The organism is Burkholderia sp. FERM BP-3421 (genome assembly GCF_028657905.1).
Lineage (GTDB): Bacteria > Pseudomonadota > Gammaproteobacteria > Burkholderiales > Burkholderiaceae > Burkholderia.
The window spans coordinates 211,637-236,997 of the sequence record NZ_CP117781.1 but is presented as its reverse complement, the minus strand read 5'-3'; the positions used below and the strand labels follow the sequence as shown (position 1 = coordinate 236,997).

Here is a 25,361-nt window from a genome sequence, read left to right as displayed (position 1 = left end):
ACGTCGCCGCCTCATGGCGTGCGTTTCGTTTTTACTGATTGGATGGCGGACAGGTCAATGTTGCCGACCGGATTCGCGTCGTGTCATCTCGCGTCGCGGTGCCTGCGAATGATGCGATCCATGAAGGAGCCACCATGCCCTACGTACTGATCGTCGAGGATGATGCCGATACGCGCGCGATGCTCGCGGCGCTCGCGCAAGCCCAGCAGCTCACGTGCGATACGGCGGCCACGCTCGAGGAAGCGCGGGCCAGAATGGTTGTGCATACACCCGATCTGGTGTTGTGCGATCTCGTGTTGCCGGATGGAAACGGCATGGACCTGTTCGACGAGCTGCCGGCCGGCGCGCATTGCGAGATGGTGCTGACCACCGGCCATGCGAGCCTGGAGACGGCGATCGACGCGCTGCGCCACGGCGCGACCGATTACCTGGTGAAGCCGCTGAACATGCAGCGCCTGAACAGCATCTTCGCGCGCGTGCCGAGAACCAGCGTGCTGCATGCGGAGATCGCCGCGCTGCGCTCCGAACTCAAGCGCCTCGGGCGCTTCGGCCGCATGCTCGGCAGCGCGCCGCCGATGCAGGCGATGTACGACGCGATCGGCCGAGTGGCCGTGACCGAGGCGTCGGTGTTGCTGACGGGCGAGTCGGGCACCGGCAAGGAGCTGGTCGCGCAGACCATCCACGACCTGAGCCTGCGTCGGCGCGGGCCGTTCCTCGCGATCAATTGCGGCGCGATCGCGGCGAACCTGGTCGAGAGCGAGATGTTCGGCCACGACCGCGGCAGCTTCACGGGCGCGGAGCGCCAGCACAAGGGTTTCTTCGAGCGGGCGGACGGCGGCACGCTGTTCCTCGACGAGGTGACCGAGATGCCCGTCGAGTCGCAGGTGAAGCTGCTGCGCGTACTCGAGACCGGCCGCGTGACGCGGCTTGGCTCCGCACGCGAGATCGACGTCGATGTGCGGATCGTCGCCGCGACCAACCGCGATCCCGAGGCTGCAATGGAGGCCGGCAAGCTGCGCGCCGACCTGTATCACCGGATCAACGTGTTTCCGATCGCGCTGCCGCCCTTGCGCGCGCGCGGCGACGACATCCCGATGCTCGCGCAGGCCTTCCTGCAGAGGCTCAACGAGGACAGCGGCCGCGCGATGCGGTTCGCGCCGGCCGCGCTCGATGCGCTGAGAACCTATGCATGGCCCGGCAACGTGCGCGAGCTGCGCAACCTCGTGCAGCGCGCGAGCATCTTCAACGACGACGACGTGATCGCTTCGCTGCCGCCACCGATCATGACGGAGGCCTCGGTGTCGGGCGACGCCCAGGCCGACGCCGAACGCGTGACGGTATCGTTCGGCACGACGCTGGAGGAGGTCGACCGGCGCATCATCCTCGGTACGCTCGCGAAGTGCGGCGGCGTGAAGGCGCAGGCCGCGGAGGTGCTCGACGTCAGCCTCAAGACGATCTACAACCGGCTCGCGCAGATGGCCGACGGAGACGACAAACCGAATGACTGAGACGCATGGCGCTTCGTTTGCCCGGCGCGCCGGCTTGCCGCCGGCGCCGCCGGATCCGCGCGCGCGGCTGCCGGGCGCGGCGCGGCGGCGCGCGCCCGAAGGCGGCCGCGCCGGCCCGGGCCGGCCCGGGCGCGTGGTGCGGCGGGAGTGAAGGCGATGGTCAATCTGATGCGCGCCCGCGCGGGGCAATCGGGCATCGCCGTCATGCTGGTGGCGATCGCGACCGTGCTGCAGGCGCTGGCGATCCGGCTCGGCGGCGTGGACCTGCCGCTGCTGCTGTACTACCCGCTGCTCGCCGCGATCGCGTGGCTCGCATCGTTCGGGTTCGGCGTCGCCGCCACGCTGGCGAGCGCCGGCCTGATCTGGCTGCTGTTTCTTTCCGATCCGTCGGTCTATACGGCGCCGCTGCCGGCGCGGCTCGTCACGCTGGCCGCCTTCGTGCTGACGGGCGTGGTGGTCAGCGCGATGGCGTCTTCGTTGCGCGGCGCGAGCGTGGCGCAGCGCTGGCGCGGCCATCGCGACGCGCTGCTGCGCCGTCGCTACGAAACGGTGTTGGGCGCGCTGCCGTGCGGCGTGCTGGCGAGCGATGCGCGCGGCCGCGCCGTGTTCGTCAACGACGAGGCGGCCGCATTGCTGGGCGGCGCGCCGCGCGATCTGACCGGGCGGCCGGTGCGCGATCTGCTGGGCGCGCGCGATGCCGAAGGACGGGAGGCGGCCGCGCAGGCGTTCGAGCGCGTGCTGTCCGGATTGACCGAGGTCGCGTCGACGCGGCGCTGGCTGCGGCAGAACCGCAGCGAGACGAACGCGGCGATCGTCGAGACGGCCGCGCCGATGCGCGACGCCGCCGGCGCGATTCGCGGCGCGGTGCTGATGCTGCAGGACGCCGCCGCGGCGGCGTTGCGCGACGCGGTGGTCGATGCCGCGCCGGATGCGATCGTCGGGATCGACGCGCACTATCGCGTCGTCAGCTGGAATCGCGCCGCGCAGCGCCTGTTCGGTTATGACGAGCACGAAGCCGTGGGGCTCGACGCAGGCGGCTTGATCGCTGCGCGCTGGCGCCTGCGTCATCCGCTGCCGGCGCGGCCCGACGCCGCGGGCGACGACGACGGACCGGTCGACGTGCTGTGCGTGCGGCGCGACGGCGCGCGCTTTCGCGCGACGCTCGCGGCCGGCGTCGTGCCGCCGCGCGCAGGCGGCGCGGTGGCGCTGTCGCTGACGGTCCGCGAATCGGGCGAGCGCCGACGTCGTGATCGTCGCGCGCACCGTTCGCTGCGCGGCGCGCGCGACGCGCGCCGGCAGGCGGATACGTCGAACCGGCTCAAGGACGAATTGCTCGCGACCGTCTCGCACGAACTGCGCACGCCGCTCAACGTGATCTATGGCTGGGTCGAGGTGCTTCGCCATACCGGCGACCTCGCCTTGCAGCAACAGGCGATCGATGCGATCGATCGCTCGGCGCGCTCGCTCACGCGCATGGTCGCGGACATCCTCGACGCGTCGTCGCTCGCGACCGGCAAGCTGCGGCTCGATGCAGTGCCGATCGACCTCGTGCGGATCGTCGCCGACGTCGTCGAGTCGTTTCGCACGGCCGCGTTGAACGAAGGCATCGTGCTCGCGACGGAGTGCGCGGTGGACACCTGCGTCGTGTCGGGCGACGGCGAGCGGCTGCGGCAGATGCTGTCGAACCTGCTGTCGAATGCGTTCAAGTTCACGCCGACGGGCGGCCGGGTGACGGTCGGCCTCGTGCAGGCCGGTGCGCGCGTCACGCTGTCGGTGGCCGATACCGGGTCCGGCATCGCGCCGGAGTTCGTGCCGCACGTGTTCGAGGCGTTCCGGCGCGCGGACGAGGCGCCGGCGTCGCCGCGGCGCGGCCTGGGGCTCGGCCTGTCGATCGTGCGCCACATCGTCGAGCTGCACGGCGGCAAGGTGTCGGTCCGCAGCGCGGGCCGCAATCTCGGCGCGATCTTCACGGTCGCGCTGCCGGTCGGCTGGCAGCCGCCGCTCGGCGCGGCCGGACAAGCTTCGCGCGACGAACCGACGCCGCTCGTCGCGCAGCGCGTGCTGCTCGTCGACGACGATCCGACCACCCGCGCGAGTCTCGCGGCGGCGCTGACCACGCTCGGCGCGGAGGTCTCCGTCGCGGCGTCGGGGCGCGAAGCGCTCGCGCAGGCCGAACGCGCGCGGCCGACCGTGGTGCTGTCGGATCTCGCGATGCCGGACGGCGATGGGTTCTGGCTGCTCGAAGCGCTGCGCCGGCGCGGCGCGGGCGGGCCGCGCATCCTCGCCGTCACCGCGCACGCCGGGCAGGCGGACGAGCGGCGCGCCCGCGAGGCGGGATTCGATGGCTACCTGCGCAAGCCGGTCGATCTGCGGATGCTGGCGCGCGTGATCGTGCGCGACTGACGCGCGCGCGGTGCGCATGCGATGCCCCGTGCACGCGCGCCGGCATTCACGGCGTACGCCCGGCGTCGTCCTTGCGCGGGGCGGGGTCCGGCTTGGGATCGATCCGCGTGACGCCGCCCGTCGCCGGTGCGTCGCTGGCGGGAAACGTTTCTTCGAGCGTACGGTCGATGTGCTCCTCGGATTTGCGTCTGCGGGGCCGGTCGTGTTCCTTCAGCGGCGGCGTCGGGTGCGGGCCGCGTTCCGTGCCGGGCCCGGCCGGTTGCATCGAATCGTTCATGGCGTCACCTCCGGATTCAAGATTCAGGCACCGCCTTGCACGCAACCCGCATGCCCGGTCGAGCCGACGCGTGCGCCTGTCGGCCCGGCGCGCGTCCGCGCGACGCCGTGCAAGTTTTGCAGCGCGTGCGGCAGCGATTGCAATGCCCGGCGTCGGAACGGCCGGCGGCCGGCATGCGCGGGCATGGCATGCGGCTTGCGTCATCGGACGGGTGACCAACGCAAGGAGGCTGGATGAAGTACGCATGGGATGCATGGCCGCATCGACCCGATCCACCGATACCCGACGCGGAACCCGATTCGAAACCGCTCGACCCGCCCGAGCCGCCCGAGCCGCACCGCGCGCCGCAGGGCGATCCGCCCGAACCCGAGCCGCCGATCTACGTGCCGCCGCGGGCCGCGCGCGACGGAGCGCGCGCGTGGCGGTCGGTCGTGGCCGCATGGCTCACGGGGGGCCGTGACGCGCCCGACGCCGCGCGGGCGCACCCGGGCCTGGACGAGACGGCGGCGCGGCCACGCAGGGCCTTGCGTTCCGGCCCGGCCGACGGGCGAGCGCGCGGCGCGGGACGGTCGTCCGGGATGACCGGCTGGCGCGAACGCCGGGGAGCCGCTACGCTGGCGGTGCGCACGACCGGAGGCCGCATGATGACGACCCCAAGCTTGTCCCGCACCCGCCAGGCGCGCACGCCCGGCGCCCGACGCCGCGCGGCGTGGTTCGCCGCGTGCTGCTCGATCGGTTCGATCGGGCCGTTCGCGGGCGCGGTGCGCGCGCAAACGCCGTCGCCGCTCGCGGAATGGCAGTACTCGGCCGGCGTGCCGCTGACCAGCCTGCTCGCACCCGCGCCGCTGCCCGCCTGGCAGATCCAGGCCGGCATCGCCTCCAACCTGCAGGCCGCCTATCCGGGCGCATCGGCATACCGCGCGCGGGTCGGGCCGAGCATCGACATCCGCTATCGCGACCTGTTCTTCCTGTCGACGGGCGAAGGCGTCGGCGTGAACCTGCTGAGCGGGCCGCGCGGGCGCGTATCGCTGTCGGCGGGCTTCGACATGGGCCGGCGCGCGGCCGACGACCTCGATCACCTGAACGGGCTCGGCAACATCGGCGCGGCGGCCGTCATCAAGCTGTCGGGCGATTACGTGGTGTCGAAGTCGTTCCCGCTCGTGCTGCGCGCGGACGTGCGGCGCGACATCGGCGGCTCGAACGGCTGGCGCGGCGATCTGTCGGCCTACATGCCGCTGCCGGGCAGCAGCGAACGGTTTTTCTGGTTCGCGGGGCCGAGCGTGTCGTTCGCCGACGCGCGCTACATGGACACGTGGTTCGGCGTTTCCGGCGCGCAGGCCCAGCGCAGCGGGCTCGCGCCGTATTCGTCGCACGCGGGCCTGCGTTCGGTCGGGTTCGGCACGACGGCGGTCTGGTTCTTCCGCAAGCACTGGTTCCTGACCGTCGACGGCGCGATCGAGCAATTGACGGGCAGCGCGGCGCACAGCCCGGTCGTCTCGCGTCCGACCCAGGGCGTGTTCGATCTGTCCGTCAACTACCGGTTCTAGCGCGCCGCCCGTGCGCGGCGCGCGCTCAGGAAAGGAGGTCAACGAGATGCGCCATACCGGAACCCCTACCCACGCCGAGCGGCAGCGCGAGGTCATCGCGAACAGCCCCGTGAAGACGCCGGCGGCCGGCCGCGACATGCCGGATGCGGCGACCCAGGCCGCCGAGACCGCCCGCGCGCGGCCGCTGTCGCCCGAACGCATCGCGGCCAAGGCGGCGACTGGACTGCCGCCGATCGACCGCGATGCGCGCCTGCGCGACGCGGGCGACGATCCGGTGCGCCGCGCGGCCAGCCGGATCGTGTCGCTCGACAACGCGAACATGGCCGCGACCGACAACACCGTCGACGTCGACGGCAAGGGCATGGAAGCGCGCCGTGGCGCATCGAAGTGGCAGGCCAACGTGATCCATTCCAACGCCTCGCTCGACGAGCGCGTCGACACGCCCGAGGTGGGTCTCGCCGGTTTCGAGAGCCGGGCGGGCGGAACCTTGCCGCGCGTCGTCGCGCGGGCGGGCTGGCGCGTGCGGCATGAGGGTGCGGTGACGATCGAGGTGCCCGGCGGCCGGCGTGTCGAGCAGGTGTTCCGCTTCGAACGGTCGAACTAGACGCCGCGGAGTCTGCCTTCCTGGGGCGCGGCCCGTCGGCCGCGCCATCCCCTGTCTTGCTTACTGCGGGCCGAGTTCCTGCGCGGACGTGTCCGCGTCGTTGCCCTGCGCGACCAGCACGTGGATGTCGTTCGGCGTGACGTCGGCGATGCCGCCCGCCGGGATCGTCAGCAGCAGCCAGTCCGCGTTGTTGTTCAGCGAGACCGGCGGCGTGGTCAGGATCGGCGTCTTGCTGCCCGCCGAGGTCACGATCACCTGATAGGTGCCGCCGTTCAGGTAGACCGAATCCTGGCCCGAGGCCGGCGAGGCGTTCTGGTAGGCCGCGCCGGAGACGGTCGGGCTCTGCGTGCCGATGTCGGTGCCGGGCGGCACGACGTAGATGTCGATGTTCTGCGCGTTCGGCGAGGCATTGAAGCCGCGCACGCGCGCCTGGTTCGACAGCAGGCCCTTCGCGTAGGGGTCGTCGATCACCGAGATCGGCGCGGACGTGCTGGGCAGCGCGATCGTCGTGTAGTGGTGGCCCTTCGCGGCGCTGAAGGTCTGCTGTGCGATCGTGGTCGTGGTGCCGGACACATCGTAGGTTGCGGTCTGCGTGCCGGAGCCGACGTCGCGATAGCGCGTGACGCCCTTGTACGCGACACCGGTCGCGTTCGCGGAACCGTTCAGGTAGTAGTCGAGATTCGGTCCGGACGGTACGGCGTTGATGAAGCGGGCCTGCGGGTTGGTCAGGCCCAGCTCGGTGCCGACGTCGTTTCCGTCGCCGCCGCACGCCGTCAGGGCGGCGGCGGCGATGCATGCGGCCGCAACGATGCGAATGTTCATAGAATCCTCCCAGGCGGGATACCGGCCGTGTCGCGGGTTCGTCGCTGCCCGCGTCGTGGTCCGGGGGTGATGGAATGCCTGCCTGTCGCGCACGCGCGGCCGGCAGACCCCGCAGCCGGCGCAAGCCGCATACCCGGCGGCCCAGCCCGCCGGGGCGGGGCGCACGGCGCGGGGCGCGGGAAAATTTGCGTGGGCGTTGAAAAAAGGGAAGGGCGGCGCGTAGGCGCGCGCGGCGGGCCGCCGCCAGGCCGCATTGGCATGAAGGTTGCGGGTAAGTCTCTTACCGTTCAATCCGACTGGAGTCCCGCATGTCCTTATCGCTTGGGCTGCAGATGCGGCAGCATCTTGCGCTCACCCCCAGGCTGCAACAGTCGCTGCGTTTGCTGCAGCTTTCGTCGCTGGAGTTTCAGCAGGAGTGGCAACAGGCGCTCGACAACAACCCGTTCCTCGAAGACACCCGCGCGCCCGACGAGGCGGCGAAGGCCGACGACGCGGCCGTGGAGCCCGATTCGCCGACGCGCGCGGAATCGCCGGACACGGCAACGGTTCACGTCGAATCCGGGCGCGGCGTGGATGCGGCGGACGCCGGGCACGCGGATACCGCGCCGCGCGGCGGGCGGTCCGGCGGCGAAGCCGTCGGCCTGGAGCCCGGCGAATGGAACGCCCCCGAGCCCTCGCTGCGCGCGCATCTGCATGAGGCCTTGCGTCTGCAACCGCTGTCCGGGCGCGACCGCGCGGCCGCGCACATGATCGTCGATGCCCTCGACGACGACGGCTATCTGCGGCAGTCGCTCGCCGATCTCGTGCGCGTCGTGGAACCCGGGCTCGGGCTCGACGAAGGCGATCTCGCGGTGGCGCTGCGGCGCGTGCAGTCGCTCGAACGGCCGGGGATCGGCGCGCGCTCGCTGGCCGAATGCCTGCTGCTGCAACTCGACGACCTGCCGCCCGACACCCCGGCTCTCGCGTGCGCGCGGGCAGTCGTGCAAGACCATCTCGAATGTCTCGCGCGGCGCGAGATGGCCGACCTGCGCCGCCGGCTCGATTGCGATGCGCGCACGCTCGACGCCGCCTGTGCGCTCGTGCGCCGTCTCGATCCGCGTCCGGGCAACCAGTACGGCAGCGTGCGCGGCGAATACGTGGTGCCCGACGTGATCGTGCGGCAGATTCGAGGGGACTGGATCGTGATGGTCAACCCCGATCTGGTTCCGTGCGTGCGCATCCATCGCCGCTACGCGGCCCTGTTCGCGCGCGAGCGCGGCGCACGCGATTCGCTGCTGGGCCAGCAGTTGCAGGAAGCGCACTGGCTGCTCAGGAACGCACGCAAGCGCTTCGATACGATCCAGCGGGTCGGGGCCTGCATCGTCGAGCGGCAGCGGGATTTCTTCCGCCATGGCGAGCGCGCGCTCAAGCCGATGATCCTGCGCGACATCGCCGAGGCGCTCGACCTGCATGAATCGACCGTATCGCGCGCGACCGGCAACAAGTACATGGCGACGCCGCACGGCACTTTCGAATTCAAGTACTTCTTCCCGCGCAAGCTGGAGGCGGTGGGGGCGGGCGTGGGTTCGGCGGCCGCCGCGAAGGCGCTGATCCGTGAGCTGATCGCGGACGAGGCGGCGCGTGCGCCTTGGTCGGATGTGGCGCTGGCGAAGGCGCTCGCGGCGCGCGGCATCGTATTGGCGCGCCGCACCGTGACGAAGTACCGGCAGGCGATGCGGATTCCGGCCGCCGATCTGCGTCGTCGCATGCCGGATTGATGTTGGGGGAGGCTGTCGGTGCGGCTGGATTCGAGGGGTTATCGGGTGTGCCGCGCGTCGTGCGCTTGCTGCGTGTTTCGTGAGTGACGCGCGTCGTTCCTGCAGAAGCCGGCACCCGGCTTTCGCGCGCGCACCGATCCTCATGATCTCGATGAAGCGCGCGCGGCATGGCATGGCGGCATCGGACCAACGCGCCGTCGTGCGCGTCGCCGCGCATGCCCCGCGGCGGCGGCGGGGTGCCGTCGCCACAGGAATCAACGCTCAATGCCGTCCGCCGCGCGGTTCGGCCGCGTTCGGCGAGGCTTCGTGAGGCGGCGCGTCGAAGTCGAGTTCCTCTTCCGCGATCCAGTACGGCGAGCGGCCGTAGTACTGGTGCAGCGTGTCCGCCCATTGCGGGTCGGCCATCGCGGGCCAGTGATCCTTGTCGAAGCCGGGGGCGTGACGGATCAGTTCGGCGGAAACCGACAGCAGGAAGCGCTTGCGGTCGGTGTCGAGCGTCAGCGCGCTCCACGGTATCGCGAGCAGCTTGTCGCCGATGCCGAGCAGGCCGCCGCTCGACAGCACCGCGTACGCGATGCGTCCGGTGCGGACGTCGAGCATGATGTGCTTGATCTTGCCGACATCGTCGCCATCGGTCGTGTAGACCTTGTTGCCTTCCAGGGTGTTGGCCGCCATCACGTCGGGGCCGGGTCCGTTCGCGGTGGCGCGGCCCTTGCCGACGATGCGGGCCTGGCCTTGATCGGGGGTGTGCATGAGTGTCCTCCTGAAGAGGCGAACGCGTCGCGTCCGCGCGGGTGGGCATCGAACCGATGCGGCGCATGCGCGCGCACCGGCCTTCGTCGTGCAAGGCGCGTACCCGGCGCGCGGATGGCGCTGGGCGGGTGTCGGGTGGAGGCCGCCTGCGCAAAACCTACGAGGCTGTGTAAAAAGCGCCGTACGTGCCTGCGCCGCATCGCCGTGCGTGCATGCCGGGCGGATGGCATGGCGCTTGCGCATGACTGAGCGCGCCGCGCCGGTGCTGCGCGTCGCGATGTCATTCAAAGGAGGGCCAGCATGCCTGCAAAATCCCAGGCGCAGCAGCGCGCCGCGGGCGCTGCGCTGTCGGCGAAGCGCGGCCGCATCAAGGTGAAGGATCTGAAGCCGCCGTCGCAGGCGATGTACACGTCGATGAGCGAGCGCGAGCGCGAGACGATGGCGTCGACGCCGAGGCATGGCAAGCCGAAACATGTCCGCGGCGCGTGAGCGTCGAACCGCATTGGACAGGCGCGTCCCATGCCTCGATATGCCGTCATCTTTTTCGTCATCGCGATCATCGCCGCGTTGTTCGGCTTCGGCGGGATCGCGGCCGGTGCGGCGGAGATCGCGAAGATTCAGTTTTATATCTTCGCGGTGATTTTCCTCGTCACGCTCGTGCTGGGGACCGTGCGCCGATGATGCGGGGCCGCCTTCCGCCCGACCGGGTTTCAGCCGGCGCGCGACGCCATTCAGCCTGTCCCTCGACGAGGATTCCGGAGCGGCGCGCGTGCGCCGGTCCTTCATCCAGGAGAGTGTCATGCAAGCGAATCTTGGTTACGGTATCGACTCCGATGATCGGGAGGACGAGGTCGCCGAGCGCAGGCTCGATACGACGATCCATTTCGACGCAGCATCCCGGCGCATCACGTTTCATATCGCCTGGGCGATTGCGGTCGACGGCGTGCGCGACACGGCGCGGCATTCGGTCGAGCTGAGCGTCGACTGCGGGACGGTCGAGCGCTTCGGCCACCTCGACGCCGCCGCGCGCGCACGCGTGCGCGCGATGCTGAGCGCGACGATCTGGGAGATGCTCGATGCGCTGCCGGCGCATGGCGAGGCGCGGACGTTGCGGGTGGAGCTGTCGCGGGCGACGCTCGACGCGGCGTGTCGGCTGCAATGATGTCGGGGTTGAGGGGGGAGGCTGCGCTGGGCAGCGATCGCACTCATCTGCGGAACGACAAGGACTGGGTGCTGGGGGATGCCTGCCCGCGTGAATGCGGCGCGGCGAGGGAAGCGGGGCGCAGTGCGCGGGCGTTGAGCGACCGGGCCGACCGCGCCAGGGAAAGCCCCGATGCGTTCAGGGCCCTGATCGATCAATCCTTCGCGTGTGACTACACGAACCTGCTCGTGGAGGCAGAAGCGAAGCGCGTACGCTCCGCTTCCCGACAGGTGTGGATCTGCGCTATCGCGCGGCTCGCGAGGCGCTGGACGTGCTGGCCACGCGCGCGGTCGCTCACGCGAAGCGGGCGTCCCGGCAGGGCAGCCCGCCCATCACGCGGAACCGACGCCCGGCGGCCCGCGCATCACGCGGCGGGCGGCGCGCCGTCGCCCCGCCCGTACATCACATCAATGCTTTTCCGGCAGGAACCAGTTCATCACGAGCGCGCAGATGCCGCCCGTGGCGACGCCCGACTCGAGCACGTTCTTGAGCGCGTGCGGCAGGCTGGTGAGGATCTCCGGCACTTGCGACACGCCGAGGCCGAGCGCGAGCGACACGGCGATGATCAGCAGCGCGCGGCGGTCGAGCCGGATGCCGGCGAGGATGTTGATGCCGGACGCGGCCACCGCGCCGAACATCACCATCGCTGCGCCGCCCAGCACGGGTTCGGGCACGGCCTGCAGCACGCCGGCGACGGTCGGGAACAGGCCGAGCACCACCAGCATGCCGGCGATCCAGATGCCCACGTGACGGCTCGCGATGCCGGTGAGCTGGATCACGCCGTTGTTCTGCGCGAACACGGAACTCGGGAACGTATTGAACACGCCGGCCAGCAGAGAATTCGCGCCGTTGACGAGCACGCCGCCCTTGATGCGCTGCATCCACAGCGGGCCTTCGACCGGCTGCCGGGAGATCTTGCTGGTCGCGGTCACGTCGCCGATCGCTTCGAGCGAGGTGACGAGATAGATGATCAGCATCGGCACGAACAGCGGCCATGAGAAGCCGAGGCCGAAGTGCAGCGGCGTCGGCACCTGGAACAGCGCTGCTTCGCGCGCGCCGGTGAAGTCGAGGCGGCCCATCGCGGCGGCGGCGAGATAGCCGATCGCGAGCGCGATCACGAGCGCGGTGCTGCGCACCCAGACCACGGGTACGCGGTTGAGCAGGATGATCGAGCCGAGCACGAGGCCGGACAGCGTGAGGTTCTGCACGCTCGCAAAGGTGCCCTTGGCCATCGCGCCGTAGCCGCCGCCCATGCTGACGAGGCCGACCTTGATCAGGGTGAGGCCGATCAGCAGCACCACGATGCCGGTGACGAGCGGCGTGATCAGGCGCTTGACGAACGGCAGGATGCGCGACACGGCCATCTCGACGAACGAGCCCGCGATCACGACGCCGAAGATCGCGGCCATCACGGTCTCGACCGGCGTGCCCTGCTTGACCATCACGCTGCCGCCCGCGATCAGCGGGCCGACGAAATTGAAGCTCGTGCCCTGCACGATCAGCAGGCCGGCGCCGAGCGGCCCGATGCGCCGGCATTGCAGGAAGGTGGCGATGCCGGAGATCACGAGCGACATCGACACGATCAGCGTGGTGTCGCGGCTCGACACGCCGAGCGCCTGGCAGATCAGCAGGCCGGGCGTGACGATCGGCACCAGGATCGCCAGCAGGTGCTGCAAGGCGGCGACGAAGGCGACCATCGGCGCGGGGCGGTCGTCGGGGCCATAGACGAGATCGCGGCCGGGTTCGGCGTCGTCGGTGCCGGCAGAGGCGGGTTGGCGGGGAAGCGGGTTGCATGACGGGGCCGGTCAGGTGGAAAAGCGGAATTTTACGGGAACGGCGCGGCGGCGGGCCAGGAGGGCCGCCGGGCGCCGGCGGCGGCGCGACGCGGGGCGTCGAGCGGGGCGGGCGCACGGGCGGCGCAGGCGTATCGCGCAGCGGGAAATACGCGGGAAAATCGCCGGATTGTCTGTGCATTTGGATAGGACGACGCGATTTGGATAATCGAATGCCCTGCACGAAGGGAATGGGCGCTTTACAGGCCGGTACGACATTTTCCATGCACGGGAAAATCAATCGAATTCGAGTCGCGGGCGAATGCCATTTCCGTTCATGGCTTGTTTATCCGCATGACGGGCCGTATTGAAAGACGCGCGCGTCGTGGTTTCTCCATGCAAGGACCGAAGCCGAGCCGAAGCCCGGCCGCCCGCCGGGGCCGTTGCGCGAGGGGGGCGGATCGTTATCGCACGCCGTTGTGATGCCTCGTCGCTTCGAGTACCCTCTCGGCGATACATTTTTCACCGTCCCGCGCGCCGTCGCGCCCGCCATGAGAATCGTCGCTCCACTCGCCGTCGCCGTTGCGCTGGCCGGCTGCCAGACCAATCGGCCCGACCCGGTCGCCGTGAACAACGCCTCCCTGTGGACGATCGAGAATACCCTGCCCGCGCCGCGCGTCCGGTACGTCGATCCGGCGGGGCGGGCCGCGCGGGCGCTGTACGCGGATCGCGTGGTTCAGCTGCCCGGGGTGGACGAAGCGGATGCCGTCCGACATCAGCAGACGCTCGACCGCCTCGGACAGCGCTTTTCGCAGTGGTGCGAGCGGGAATCGCTGCAGCCCGGCGACGAGACTTACCCGTATGATCGGGCCACGCTCACGCATGACATCGAGTCGATCGCGGGCGCGCAACTGCCGACCGACAGCCCGCTCCTGATCTGCATGGGACGCAACGGCCGCACGCTGGTCGGCGCGTACGTGGTGCTGACGGGCCGTCGCGTGGCGTTCTACAAGGCGGACGATGCGCGTCGGCTGAGGCTGTTCCTGGCGCGCCGGGAAGGCGGCGGGTCGGCCGCGCCGGCGGCGGTGCGCTGACGCGCAGGTCCGCCGGCAGGGAAAAACAGGGTGGCGCCCCGCGCGCCGCCCGGGGAAGATGCTCCGGATGCGGAGCGAAAGGGACAGGCGTGACGCCTGTGATTCAGTCGATGGTCTCGTGGAAGAAGAGGTGGATATGGTGGGGCGTTGGGTGACGGTCGCGCTGACGGCGGCCGCGTTGTTCGCGCTGGCGGGCTGCAATACGGTGGCCGGGGTCGGCAAGGATATTTCGGATTCGGCCCACGCGGTCCAGCACGCGCTGTAACGCGGCAACGGGCGGCATCACGGGGCGGGGCGCGCGGCTGCGCGTTCCCGCCCCGTGTCTTTGGTGGCGCGGCCGCCGCCTGGATTCAGACCGGCCGCAGCGTGATCCCCTGCCATTGTCCGTTCACGTGCAGCTCGCGGACCAGATCGGCGATGCAGCGCCGCACGGCGATCGCGGCCGCGCTGACGGGCGCGGTGTTCGACCAGCACAGGCTCACGGGCCGCCGCAGCTGCGGCTCGACCAGGCGGCGCACCGGCGGCCGCCGCGCGGCGTCGCGCGACGCGAGGATCGACACCGGGAAGATCGCGTGCGCCGCGCCGGAGCAGGCGATATCGAGCAGGGTCGGCAATGAATCGATGTCCGCGATGATGTTCAGCTCGACATCGGCTTGCGCGAAGGCGCGCTCGATCAAGAGGCGCAGCGCGTGCGGCGGGCTCGGCGCGGCGAACGGCAGGTTCGCGAGCTGCGCGAACGTGCAGGTGGGATCGCGGCCCTCGGTCGGGGCGAGGCTGCCGCCCATCACGTAGAGATCTTCGTCGAACAGCGGCGACACCGACATCCCCGTGCTTTCCGTCTCGCGGAACAGGATCGCGAGATCGAGGCGGCCGTTGAGCAATAGCTCGGAGATATAACCGCTCACGCTTTCGAACAGCTGCAGGCGGATGCCCGGGTAGTGCTGGCGGATTCGCTGGAACAGCGGCAGCCCGAGGCTGGCCGCGATCGTGGTGGGAAACCCCACCGACACGGTGCCCGATTCGCCGTGGCCGCCCTCGCGGACGTCCTGCCGCAGATGCTCGATTTGCCGCAGCACGCCGCGCGCGTGCCGGTACAGGTTCTTGCCCGCCTCGGTCGGCGCGACGCCGAGCGAGCTGCGCTGCAGGAGCTGCGCGCCGAGCTCCTCCTCGAGCGCGCGCAGCTGCACGCTCAGCGACGGCTGCGCGACCAGCAGCATCTCCGCCGCCTTCGAGAGGCTGCCGCTGTCGACGATTCCCACGAAATTGCGTAGTTGTTTGATTTCCATAAGCAGCGGTGCAGCCAAGCAGCGGCGCCGGTAAGAAATACGCTACCGGAAAAACGAAACGTGTTCGATTGAGATCAAACCGGCGAACAAATATAAGAATTGATTGCCGAATATCGGTGATTCGGAAAGCGGTTATTAGCTTAACGTATACCCCCCATCGGGTAACGGTATTTCCGCTGGTTACCGGCCCCGCCTATTATGCAAGCACAAAATACCGGCGATAAAAAAAGAGATAAACGAGGCGATGAGAGCGCGACCTTCCTATTTGCAGCCGTCCACAGCCGATAATCCCGGCAATCCATCCCATTCCACGCCGCCCGCGGCGCGCGGCGTCTGGCGGCAGGCCCTGGCGTGGCGCGTCGGCGTGATTCCGCTGCCGGTCTACATCGTGCTGCTGGCCGCGGTCACGGCGGCGACGGCCACGGGCAAGCTCACGGCCGAGCTGCTGCCGATGATCGCGACGCTCAGCGTGTTCGGCTTCACCTGCGCGGAAATCGGCCAGCGCATTCCGGTGTTCCGCAGCATCGGCGGGCCGGTCATCCTGACGACCTTCCTGCCGGCCTACCTCGTGTTCGAACAGCTGTTGCCGTCCGTCTTCGTCAAGCCGATCATCGATTTCTGGAAGGCGAGCAACATCCTCTATCTGTTCATCGTCTGCATCATCGTCGGCAGCATTCTGAGCATGAACCGCAAGGTGCTGATCGGCGGCTTCCTGCGCATCTTCGCGCCGCTCGCGGCGGGGTCGGTCGCGGCGCTCGGCGTGGGGCTCGCGGTCGGCACGCTGCTCGGCATGTCGGCGTTCCATACGATGTTCTTCGTGGTGATCCCGGTGATGGCGGGCGGCTTCGGCGAGGGCGTGGTGCCGCTGACGCTCGGCTATGCCACGCTGCTGCACCGGCCGGCCGCCGAGCTGCTCGCGCAGGTGTTCCCGGCCGTGATGCTCGGCAATCTGTGCGCGATCATGTTCGCGGGCTGCCTCGACGCGCTCGGCAAGCGCTATCCGGGGCTGACGGGCAACGGCCAGCTGATGCGCGCCGGCGGCGACGGGCTCGATGCGCTCACGCAGGTCGAGCCCGACGCGCGAAGCGCGCCGATGGACGTGCCCGCCGCGCTGATGGCGGCGGTCTGCCTGTACTTTCTCGGCGCGCTCGCGCAGAGCGCGTTCGGCCTGCCCGGCCCGGTCGCGATGCTGTCGCTCGCGGTCGCGGCGAAACTCGGGGCCGTGTTCCCGCCGGCCATCGAGCGCGGCGCGGGCGCGCTCTACCATTTCTTCGCGAAGGTCGTCACGTATCCGCTGCTGTTCGCGGTCGGCATCGCGATCACGCCGTGGAAGAAGGTCGTCGAAGCCTGCACCGTGCCGACGCTCCTCACGATCGTCGCGACGGTCGCCACGCTGATGAGCGTCGGCTTCGTGGTCGCGCGCCGCTTGAACATGCATCCGATCGACACCGCGATCGTGGTGGGCACGCACAGCGGGATGGGCGGCACGGGCGACGTCGCGATCCTGAGCGCCGCGAACCGGATGCGGCTGATGCCATTCGCGCAGATCGCGACCCGCATCGGCGGCGCGATCACGATCACGCTGAGCCTGATCGTGCTGGCCCGGATCGTCTGACGCATCCGCATTCACCGAGGAGAGCCCCGCATGCACCCGCTGGATGGAATCACGGTCGTCGCGCTCGAGCATGCGGTCGCCGCGCCGTTCTGCACGCGCCAGCTCGCGGACCTGGGCGCGCGCGTGATCAAGATCGAGCGGCCGCGCGTGGGCGATTTCGCGCGCGCCTACGACGAACGCGTCGGCGGTCTGTCGTCGAGCTTCGTCTGGGCCAACCGGTCGAAGGAAAGCCTCACGCTCGACCTGAAGCAGCCGGCCGCGCGCGCGGTGCTGCTGCGCCTGTTGGAAGAGGCGGACGTGTTCATCCAGAATCTCGCGCCCGGCGCGGCGGATCGGCTCGGGCTCGACTACGAGACGCTCAACGCGCGTTTTCCGCGACTGATCGTGTGCGGGATCTCGGGCTACGGGCCGGACGGCGCGTATCGCGACAAGAAGGCCTACGACCTGCTGATCCAGAGCGAGGCCGGCCTGCTGTCGATCACGGGCACGCCGGACGCGCCCGCGAAGTCGGGCTGCTCGATCGCGGACATCGCGACCGGCATGTATGCGTACAGCAACATCCTGTCGGCGCTGCTGCAGCGCCAGAAGACCGGGCGCGGCCGGCGCATCGACGTGTCGATGCTGGAGAGCATGGTCGAGTGGATGGGCTTCCCGCTCTACTACAGCATCGACGGCCAGGCGCCGCCGCTGCGCTCCGGCGCGGCGCACGCGACGATCTATCCCTACGGGCCGTTCGCGACGGGCGGCGGCGACACCGTGGTGCTCGGCCTGCAGAACGAGCGCGAGTGGCAGGTGTTCTGCGAACGCGTGCTGGAACGGCCCGCGCTCGCGGACGATCCGCGTTTCGCGTCGAATTCGCGCCGGCTCGACGCGAAGGACGAACTACACGCGATCATCACCACGGTGTTCGCGGCGCTCGATGCGGACCGGCTGGTCGCGCGGCTCGACGCGGCGGGCATCGCGAATGCGCGCCTGAACGACATGCGCGACGTGTGGGCGCATCCGCAGCTCGCCGCGCGGCGTCGCTGGACCGAGGTGCAGACGGAACGCGGGCCGGTGCCCGCGCTGCTGCCGCCCGGCGCGGACGCCGCCGCGCCGCCGCCGATGCGCGCGGTGCCGGCGCTCGGGGAGCACACCGACGCGATCCTGGCCGAACTCGGCTTCACGTCTGCGCAGATCGACGCGATGCATGCGACGGATGCCGTCTGAGAGAAGGGAGGAACGCATGCCGCATTGTCTGTTCGGTCGCCGACGCGGCGCGCGCGTCGGCCGCGCGGGCGTGGCGCCCGGCGCGGCGCGTACGCGCTCGCGGCCGGCGGCGCGCCGCCGCTGCGCGGGAGGAAGGGGAAGGGCGCCGGCGCGAGTCCGGCGCGCTGCATTGAATCAATACAAAGAACACACGAGGATGTGAGGGAGCGTCATGAACGTAGTCGAACACGAGTCGTATCAGAGCCTGAAGGAAAAGATGAAGGCGATGGAGCAGGCGGTCGAGGCGGCCCGCAAGAGCGAGATCGAGGCGGCGCTGAGCGCCGTGCGGCGCACGATCAAGGAATACGGGCTGACCGAGCGCGACATCTTCGGCGCGCGGCGGCTGGACGGCGGGCGCGACCGGCGCGTCGGCCGGGTCCGGCCGAAGTATCGCAATCCCGCCACGGGCGAGACCTGGTCCGGCCGCGGCCGGCCGCCGCGCTGGATCGCGGGGCAGGAGTACGCGCCGTTTCTGATCCGCACCACGAATTGACGGCGCGCGGCATCGACGTCGCGGCGCGCGCGTATTAGAGTGACGCGATCGCCCCCGGCTGCGAGGATGGCCATGTCCGCTTCTCCCGATGCGCGTTGTCCGTTCCAGCCGGCGTCCGCGTCCGACGCCCCCGCTTGCCCCGTGAGCGCGCAGGCCGCCGCGTTCGATCCGTTCGGCGACGGCTATCAGCAGGATCCTCCCGATTACCTTCGTTGGGCGCGCGAGCGCGAACCGGTGTTCTACAGCCCACGGCTCGGCTACTGGGTCGTGACGCGCTACGCGGACATCAAGGGGGTGTTCCGCGACAACCAGACCTTCAGTCCGTCGATCGCGCTCGAGAAGATCACGCCGACCGACCCCGAGGCGAACGCGGTGCTCGCGTCCTACGACTATGCGATGAACCGCACGCTCGTCAACGAGGACGAGCCCGCGCACATGGCGCGGCGGCGTCTGCTGATCGAACCGTTCACGCCCGAGGCGGTGCAGCGGCATGCGCCGCTGGTGCGGCGGCTCGCGCGCGACTACGTCGATCGCTTCGTCGACGCCGGCCGCGCGGACCTGGTCGAACAGATGCTGTGGGAAGTGCCGCTGACCGTCGCGCTGCATTTCCTCGGCGTGCCCGAAGAGGACATGGACACGCTGCGCCGCTATTCGATCGCGCATACGGTGAACACCTGGGGGCGGCCGCGCCCCGATGAGCAGGTGGCGGTCGCGCATGCGGTCGGGCGGTTCTGGCAATACGCGGGCGGCGTGCTCGACAGGATGCGCGCCGATCCGTCGGGGCCGGGCTGGATGCTGCTCGGGATCCGCCTGCAACGCGCGCATCCGGACGTCATCACCGATTCGTACCTGCACTCGATGATGATGGCGGGCATCGTCGCCGCGCACGAGACGACCGCGCATGCGGCCGCGAACGCGCTGACCCTGCTGTTGCGGCATCCGCACGCGTGGCGCGAACTGTGCGCGGATCCGGCGCTGATCCCGAACGCGGTCGACGAGTGCCTGCGGCACAACGGCTCGGTCGCCGCGTGGCGACGCATCGCCACGCGCGACGCGATGGTGGGCGGCGTGCCGGTGCCGGCCGGCGCGAAGCTCCTGATCGTCACGGCGTCGGCGAATCACGACGCGCGCCATTTCAACGATCCCGATCTGTTCGACATCCATCGCGACAACCCGGCCGAGCACCTGACCTTCGGCTATGGCGCGCACCAGTGCCTCGGCAAGCATCTCGCGCGCATGGAGTTGCAGATCCTCGTCGATGAGCTGACGCGGCGGCTGCCGCATCTGCGGTTGGCCGCGCAGAAATTCAGCTATGTGCCGAATACCTCGTTTCGTGGGCCTGAGCATCTGTGGGTCGAGTGGGATCCGGCCGAGAACCCCGAGCGCACGCGGCCGGCGGTGGGTGCCTCGACACTGGTGGTTCGGGTCGGCGAATCGAATGCGCGCCGTGCGGGGCGTGGGCTGACCGTGCTGTCGATCACGCCGGAGGCGGACGATATCGTCCGGGTGCGGCTGGCCGCGCCCGACGGCGCGGTGTTGCCGGCCTGGCGCGCGGGCGCGCATCTCGACGTGGCCTGCGGGGATACGGGGCTGTCGCGACAGTATTCGCTGTGCGGGGATCCAGATGTGCGCACGGTCTACGACATCGCGGTGCTGCGCGCGCCCGACAGTCGCGGCGGTTCGGCGTGGCTGCATCGCGCGTTGAGTACGGGCATGCGCGTGCGGGTGCGCGGGCCGCGCAATCACTTCGGGCTCGCGCCCGAGGCCGGGCGCGTGATCTTCGTCGCGGGCGGCATCGGCATCACGCCGATCATGGCGCTGGCGAACGAGGCGCGCACGCGCGGCCTCGACTACGTCGTGCATTACTGCGGCCGGCGTCGGCGGGCGATGGCGTTTGTCGATGCGCTGCACGCGCTGCATGGGGCGCGGCTGTGTCTCCATGTCACGGATGAGGGCACGCGCCTCGATCCCGCCGCGCTTGACGTCGCGCCGGGCGTGCAGGTCTATGGATGCGGCCCGGCGCGCCTGCTGGATGCGCTGGCCGAGCGTGCGCAGCGCTGGCCGCATGATGCGCTGCGGGTCGAACGCTTTGCGGCGGCTGTGTCGGGCGCGGGCCGGGGGCCGGATCGTGCGTTCGAGGTCGAACTGAAGGACTCGGGGCTGGTGCTGACCGTGCCGGCCGACCGCACGCTGCTGTCGGTGCTGCGCGCGGCGAATGTCGACGTGCCGAGCGACTGCGAGGAGGGCTTGTGCGGTGCGTGCGAGGTGCGCGTGCTGGCGGGCGAGGTCGAGCATCGCGACAGCGTGTTGAGCGCGGGCGAACGGGCGCTTAATACGCGCATGATGGCTTGCTGCTCGCGGGCGGGTGGGGGGCGGATTGTGTTGGAGATTTGACGGCGTCGGGCAGCCGGATACGCAAGACGTGGAAAGTGGGAACTCAGCCGGCGTCGTCATGCGAGCCGCCCGCCCGGTATCGCGTCGATTTCCCACGACGTATGACGTGTATAGGTCGAGTCCTGACCGGTCAGTCGACGTCAGATCAGGTGACAATACGACCGTTTGTCGCCAATGGCGGTGATCGACCGAGGCTGTGTGAAAACGCGTTGATCGTCTAGACTGAATCAACGCATTCAGGATGGGCTGCCCATGAAGCGATTCGTTGAAGGCGATGACCGCAAGCAGGTAGCGCTATTGCCCGAATGCCTGGACGATTTCGTTGCCGAGGATAACCCGGTCAGGATCGTCGAGGCCTTTGTCGAAGAGCTTGATCTGCACACACTTGGCTTCACCAGTGTTACGCCTTCGACGACAGGCCGCCCCTCCTACCATCCGGCAGTGCTGCTGAAAATATACATCTACGGCTACCTAAACCGGATTCAATCAAGCCGACGCCTGGAGCGCGAATGTCAGCGCAATATCGAGCTGATGTGGCTGACTGGCCGCCTGGTGCCAGACTTCAAAACGATAGCTGACTTTCGACGCAACAACGGCGCAGGTATTCGCAACGTCTGTAGTCGGTTTGTCGTGTTGTGCCGCGATCTCAAGCTGTTCTCCCAGGCCATGGTCGCCATCGATGGAAGTAAGTTCAAGGCCTCCAATACACGCGACCGAAACTTTACGACGGGCAAGATCGATAAGCGGCAGCAGCAGATCGAGGAAAGCATCCATCGTTACCTGAGCGCATTAGAAACGGCAGATCGAACGCAGCCGCCCGAGGTGGAAGCCAGAACGACTCGACTCAAAGAGAAGATTGCTCAATTGCAGGGGCAAATGCGTCACCTTGAGCAGATCAAAGAGGAGTTGAAAACGCTGCCTGACGGACAGATCTCGCTGACGGATCCTGATGCACGCTCCATGGCGACCAGTGGCCGTGGTTCTGGGATGGTCGGCTACAACGTGCAGATCGCCGTAGATGCCAAGCACCATCTAATCGTTGCGCATGAAGTTACGAACGCGGGTAGTGACCGCGCGCAGCTAAGTCCAATGGCGCAAGCTGCTCGTGATGCCATGGGTAGAACCAAATTGAAGGCCATCGCTGATCGCGGGTATTACAGTGGCCCACAGATAAAGGCTTGCGAGGACGCAGGCATTGCCTGCCATTCTGCCGAAGGTTACGACATCCAGCGCGAAGGCTGATGGCCGCTTTGATCGGGCCGACTTTATTTACATTGCCCGGGATGACGAATATCTATGCCCGGCCGGGCAACGTGCGATCTATCGCTTTACTGGCCTCGAACATGGCATGTATCTACGTCGTTACTGGAGTAGCGCCTGTATCGGCTGCGCCATGAAACCACAATGCACGCCAAGCAATTACCGGCGGATCACGCGCTGGGAGCACGAATCAGTGCTGGAAGCTGCGCAGCGAAGACTGGACCGAATGCCGAATGCGATGACGGTGCGAAGGCGGACAGTTGAGCATGTGTTCGGGACGTTCAAACACTGGATGGGCTACACGCACTTCCTGACTCGCCGGTTTGCCAACGTGAGCACCGAAATGAGTTTGCATGTACTGGCATACAACCTCAAACGCGTCATAGCGATACTCGGGTTCTCGAAAACCATGAAGGCGATGCGGCTGGTGGGTGCGTGAAGCACTCCAGGGTGCGCTTACATTGCCGAGGGGACCACAGCAACTCAGCACTGAAGCTATGGCGACACTCCTCGTTCACCTGAAGGCTGCGAAAATGCGGCACGGGATCTGCTCCCGCCGACGCTGAGTTACGTGTTTCCACACAGCTTCGACCCGAAGCGGACCTTCAACGAAGCACGGAGCGGACATTCAAACGGTCTTGTAACCCGCGTTCGTAGGAACTCTCAACTACGCGTTTCGCCAGCGCTCAGATCGATCTAACTGAGAGCAGAGATCTTGCGAACTTCCCACGGAGAGGATTGTTGTCAACCACCAGCCTTTCATCTAGGCTTGATCAGTCTAGCCGGTCATTCTGAGCACGTAATGTCTGTTGCCCCCCCCCCCCCCAACATAGGTAGTAAAATTTTATTGGGCAAGGCACAGCGTTTTTTCCTATACTTCGCGATACTCAGGCCGAAAGAATTACTAATATCGGATATCAACATATAGCGCTACTCGTTTGTTGCAGTGCGTGGACTTACATGCGTCCTTTTCGCATTGGAGTTACTTATGAAGCTCCGAAATCGTCCAATTTTCGCTCCCTTGTTCACTTTGGCTAGCGTGTTGCTGATATCCGGCTGCACAGGCATTTCCACCCGCGTGTATGCCCCCCCAGGATTCTACTAATCCGGATGACGGCCTCATGTATTACATGCCGCGCCAAGCAATACTCGTCACTGTGACATTGGACAAAGATAAAAATCAGGCCATAACGGTTAGTTCCGCAAAAGCCGAACCTGATCTCAGTCGTCGATTCGTTCTCAAATACAAGAGCAGTTTGGTTGGTACAAATCATGTGACGCTGAGTATAAGTTCTGCTGGCCTGCTCCAGACCTCAAACACAGTAACGACTAGCGGCGTGAACACCATCGCGAAAAATATCGGTGCGGACGCAGGTATATTCAGCGGGGTATTGGCAGCCCTCGTACCCAAACAGACCAATAACTGCCAGGCAAATCAAACGTACACTCTGGCAATTTATCCGGAAAATCATGATGCCCTTCCTCCTTTGTGCAACCTTACCATCGCGATTAGTCCGAGCATGCCGCTCCCAACTTACAACACCGAACATCTATCTGAGAATTCCAGCGATCAGACCGGCATATTCTATCGACAGTTAATTCCTTATCGGATATCAATCACAGATTCACAAAGCAACACAAAAAGTGACTATCTTGCATTTTCCCCCGATCAGTCGCCCACACTGTTTTATCCGGTTAGCAAGTCGTTCTTTGCAAACAACCAAACCAACATCGGCCTTACAGATGGGATAATCACCTCGATTGATCAAAATACAGATGGTGAACTGATTGGGCTGACCCAATTGCCGGCCGATATAATATCAGGCTATTTTTCCGCGATTGGAAATCTTTTTAGTCAAATAGGAACTGCGACATCAAATAAGGCCACAGCCAGCACCGATCAAACAAATCTCACTATGGCGAAGTCAAAACTGGCAGTTTGTCAGCAAGTGATAGCAACCAATAGTCTCGCAGGGAAAACTGGAGACGATTTGACAAATACGTTGACGGCGATTAAAGCCGCGTGCCAATAAGCATACCTCAATCACAAAAATGAAAGCGTATTTTATAAGACGAGGATCACATGAAAAAATTAACGTGGAAACAATTTGCCATTTCGTCAATTTTCATTTTCGCGCTCTCGCTTCTCACAAATTCACGCGCGCACGACCTAGAGACCCACGGCGACGGAGAAAACTATAAGTGGTCACCTGCGCGACTCAATTACATGCCCGCCGACCGATCATATTCCAGCACTTCGATTCGCAAAGCAAATCTACCGCCAAACCTATTTTATGTGGTCGTTCTGCCAAACAGATGGCCACCCGGACAGGTCTTACATATCTGTTTTCAGGGGGGAAACGATGTCATTCGATCGAGAATTCTACAAGCAGCACAAAAATGGTTTGAATTGCAGATAGATTTAACGATGGAATATGGTCCGCCGAACGGTCATGACTGCGCGGACAATGACACAAGTGAGATAAGAATCGGCTTCGATGAGCCTGGATATTGGTCTTACATTGGAACTGACAGCATAAGCAATCAATTGACGAAACAACATCTAACGTCCATGAATTTTCAGGGCTTCGACAAAGCGCCTCCCGCAGAGCCGCGGTTTTCAGGTATAGTTCTGCATGAGTTTGGCCATGCGCTCGGCTTTCACCACCAGCATCAAAGTCCGGCAAGTGGATGCGATAAAGAATATAACTGGCCGGTTGTTTATGCTTTTTATAAGAAAACCTACGGATGGAATAAACAGATGGTGGATACTAACGTACGCCAACTGATCGCAGACCGTAGCGCATTCGATTGGTCAAAGGACGATCCCGCTTCGATCATGGTCTACGCGACAACAGATCCTAAACTTCTTTACAAAGGAACAAAAAGCCCCTGCTTCTTTCACGAGAATGATGTTCTTTCTGCGCTAGATAAGGAGGGTGCGGAAAAGACATATCGAAAAACAGGAGCTGGTACAACGGCTGCTGAACTACATCAGCGAGCAGACGATGTGCAGCGGGTACTGAAGATGCAAATCGACGACTCCTTACGTAAGGCACTGCAAAATCAATTGTCGACGACTTCCCGACGTCTCAGCGAGATTAATTGATCGCTTCACTCAGAAAAGGGAGGGCGCTGGTGGGCAAGCTCTCTCTCGCAGCATTCGTGCGGCGAGTCGTGTAAGTCGAATACATCTGAGGTGCATCCTTGGTTCAACTCGGTCACGCACAAGATTTTTCGGGAAATGATCGCCAGACCGCGAGACATTGTTGACAATCTTGCGCTCTCTGTCGAATGTCGCATGATGGCCGAACTGAGCCAGCCAAT

The 25,361-nt window shown here is 66.7% G+C and carries 20 protein-coding genes and 2 pseudogenes; 17 read left to right on the top strand and 5 right to left on the bottom strand.

Annotation, left to right across the window (positions count from 1 at the left end; all coding sequences use genetic code 11):
• Positions 1-134: 134 nt before the first annotated feature.
• Positions 135-1,508, top strand: a complete 1,374-nt coding sequence (locus Bsp3421_RS04240; RefSeq protein ID WP_273997094.1) for a sigma-54-dependent transcriptional regulator — start codon at positions 135-137, stop codon at positions 1,506-1,508.
• A 156-nt stretch (positions 1,509-1,664) separates the two neighbouring features.
• On the top strand, positions 1,665-3,911 hold the full coding sequence (locus Bsp3421_RS04235) for an ATP-binding protein (RefSeq protein WP_273997093.1): 2,247 nt from the start codon (positions 1,665-1,667) through the stop codon (positions 3,909-3,911).
• A gap of 46 nt (positions 3,912-3,957) precedes the next feature.
• Here the strand turns inward: Bsp3421_RS04235 and Bsp3421_RS04230 are convergent, their stop codons facing one another.
• Complete coding sequence (locus Bsp3421_RS04230) at positions 3,958-4,188, bottom strand: hypothetical protein (RefSeq protein WP_273997092.1); 231 nt, start codon at positions 4,186-4,188, stop codon at positions 3,958-3,960.
• Positions 4,189-4,829: 641 nt separating this feature from the next.
• Between Bsp3421_RS04230 and Bsp3421_RS04225 the strand changes: the two genes are divergently transcribed.
• Together Bsp3421_RS04225 and Bsp3421_RS04220 are read left to right on the top strand one after the other, a co-directional pair.
• Positions 4,830-5,735, top strand: a complete 906-nt coding sequence (locus Bsp3421_RS04225; protein WP_443111466.1) for a MipA/OmpV family protein — start codon at positions 4,830-4,832, stop codon at positions 5,733-5,735.
• A gap of 46 nt (positions 5,736-5,781) precedes the next feature.
• Positions 5,782-6,339, top strand: a complete 558-nt coding sequence (locus tag Bsp3421_RS04220) for a DUF3005 domain-containing protein (RefSeq protein WP_273997091.1) — start codon at positions 5,782-5,784, stop codon at positions 6,337-6,339.
• Positions 6,340-6,399: 60 nt separating this feature from the next.
• Here the strand turns inward: Bsp3421_RS04220 and Bsp3421_RS04215 are convergent, their stop codons facing one another.
• Complete coding sequence (locus Bsp3421_RS04215) at positions 6,400-7,161, bottom strand: DUF4397 domain-containing protein (protein ID WP_273997090.1); 762 nt, start codon at positions 7,159-7,161, stop codon at positions 6,400-6,402.
• 308 nt (positions 7,162-7,469) lie between these two features.
• Here Bsp3421_RS04215 and Bsp3421_RS04210 point away from each other — a divergent pair, with 308 nt between their 5' ends.
• A complete protein-coding gene (locus Bsp3421_RS04210) occupies positions 7,470-8,918 on the top strand; it encodes an RNA polymerase factor sigma-54 (RefSeq protein WP_273997089.1) in 1,449 nt (482 codons plus the stop codon).
• A 261-nt stretch (positions 8,919-9,179) separates the two neighbouring features.
• Here the strand turns inward: Bsp3421_RS04210 and Bsp3421_RS04205 are convergent, their stop codons facing one another.
• Positions 9,180-9,671 (bottom strand): PRC-barrel domain-containing protein, encoded by a 492-nt coding sequence (locus tag Bsp3421_RS04205; RefSeq protein ID WP_273997088.1) that lies wholly within the window; start codon positions 9,669-9,671, stop codon positions 9,180-9,182.
• A 300-nt stretch (positions 9,672-9,971) separates the two neighbouring features.
• Between Bsp3421_RS04205 and Bsp3421_RS04200 the strand changes: the two genes are divergently transcribed.
• The 3 genes from Bsp3421_RS04200 (at position 9,972) to Bsp3421_RS04190 (ending at position 10,833) form a co-directional block, all read left to right on the top strand.
• A complete protein-coding gene (locus Bsp3421_RS04200; RefSeq protein ID WP_273997087.1) occupies positions 9,972-10,160 on the top strand; it encodes a DUF3008 family protein in 189 nt (62 codons plus the stop codon).
• Positions 10,161-10,190: 30 nt separating this feature from the next.
• Positions 10,191-10,352: a DUF1328 family protein gene (locus tag Bsp3421_RS04195; protein ID WP_273997086.1), complete on the top strand. Its 162-nt coding sequence runs from the start codon at positions 10,191-10,193 to the stop codon at positions 10,350-10,352.
• A gap of 118 nt (positions 10,353-10,470) precedes the next feature.
• On the top strand, positions 10,471-10,833 hold the full coding sequence (locus Bsp3421_RS04190) for a hypothetical protein (protein ID WP_273997085.1): 363 nt from the start codon (positions 10,471-10,473) through the stop codon (positions 10,831-10,833).
• Between the two features lie 446 nt (positions 10,834-11,279).
• Here Bsp3421_RS04190 and Bsp3421_RS04185 read toward each other — a convergent pair.
• Positions 11,280-12,666 (bottom strand): annotated as a pseudogene (locus Bsp3421_RS04185) (nucleobase:cation symporter-2 family protein).
• Positions 12,667-13,195: 529 nt separating this feature from the next.
• Here Bsp3421_RS04185 and Bsp3421_RS04180 point away from each other — a divergent pair.
• Positions 13,196-13,738 carry a hypothetical protein gene (locus tag Bsp3421_RS04180; protein ID WP_273997084.1) on the top strand — a complete coding sequence of 181 codons (543 nt, stop codon included), beginning with the start codon at positions 13,196-13,198 and terminating at the stop codon, positions 13,736-13,738.
• Between the two features lie 118 nt (positions 13,739-13,856).
• Positions 13,857-14,003, top strand: a complete 147-nt coding sequence (locus tag Bsp3421_RS04175) for a hypothetical protein (protein ID WP_273998447.1) — start codon at positions 13,857-13,859, stop codon at positions 14,001-14,003.
• 85 nt (positions 14,004-14,088) lie between these two features.
• Here the strand turns inward: Bsp3421_RS04175 and Bsp3421_RS04170 are convergent, their stop codons facing one another.
• Positions 14,089-15,024, bottom strand: coding sequence for a LysR substrate-binding domain-containing protein (locus tag Bsp3421_RS04170; protein ID WP_273997083.1), 936 nt, complete (start codon positions 15,022-15,024; stop codon positions 14,089-14,091).
• 244 nt (positions 15,025-15,268) lie between these two features.
• On the opposite strand from Bsp3421_RS04170, the gene Bsp3421_RS04165 reads away from it, so the two are divergent.
• The 7 genes and pseudogenes from Bsp3421_RS04165 to Bsp3421_RS04135 all read left to right on the top strand — a co-directional run bounded on the left by Bsp3421_RS04165 (position 15,269) and on the right by Bsp3421_RS04135 (position 25,143).
• Complete coding sequence (locus tag Bsp3421_RS04165; RefSeq protein ID WP_273997082.1) at positions 15,269-16,639, top strand: 2-hydroxycarboxylate transporter family protein; 1,371 nt, start codon at positions 15,269-15,271, stop codon at positions 16,637-16,639.
• A 30-nt stretch (positions 16,640-16,669) separates the two neighbouring features.
• The gene (locus Bsp3421_RS04160) at positions 16,670-17,848 is read left to right on the top strand and encodes a CaiB/BaiF CoA transferase family protein (protein WP_273997081.1); all 1,179 of its coding nucleotides are present in this window, start codon (positions 16,670-16,672) and stop codon (positions 17,846-17,848) included.
• A 211-nt stretch (positions 17,849-18,059) separates the two neighbouring features.
• Complete coding sequence (locus Bsp3421_RS04155; RefSeq protein WP_273997080.1) at positions 18,060-18,380, top strand: H-NS histone family protein; 321 nt, start codon at positions 18,060-18,062, stop codon at positions 18,378-18,380.
• 66 nt (positions 18,381-18,446) lie between these two features.
• Positions 18,447-20,774: a cytochrome P450/oxidoreductase gene (locus tag Bsp3421_RS04150; protein ID WP_443111465.1), complete on the top strand. Its 2,328-nt coding sequence runs from the start codon at positions 18,447-18,449 to the stop codon at positions 20,772-20,774.
• 252 nt (positions 20,775-21,026) lie between these two features.
• Positions 21,027-22,473: pseudogene (locus Bsp3421_RS04145) on the top strand (IS1182 family transposase).
• A gap of 682 nt (positions 22,474-23,155) precedes the next feature.
• Positions 23,156-24,067, top strand: coding sequence for a hypothetical protein (locus Bsp3421_RS04140; RefSeq protein WP_273997078.1), 912 nt, complete (start codon positions 23,156-23,158; stop codon positions 24,065-24,067).
• Positions 24,068-24,117: 50 nt separating this feature from the next.
• A complete protein-coding gene (locus Bsp3421_RS04135; RefSeq protein WP_273997077.1) occupies positions 24,118-25,143 on the top strand; it encodes a hypothetical protein in 1,026 nt (341 codons plus the stop codon).
• Positions 25,144-25,361: the final 218 nt, after the last annotated feature.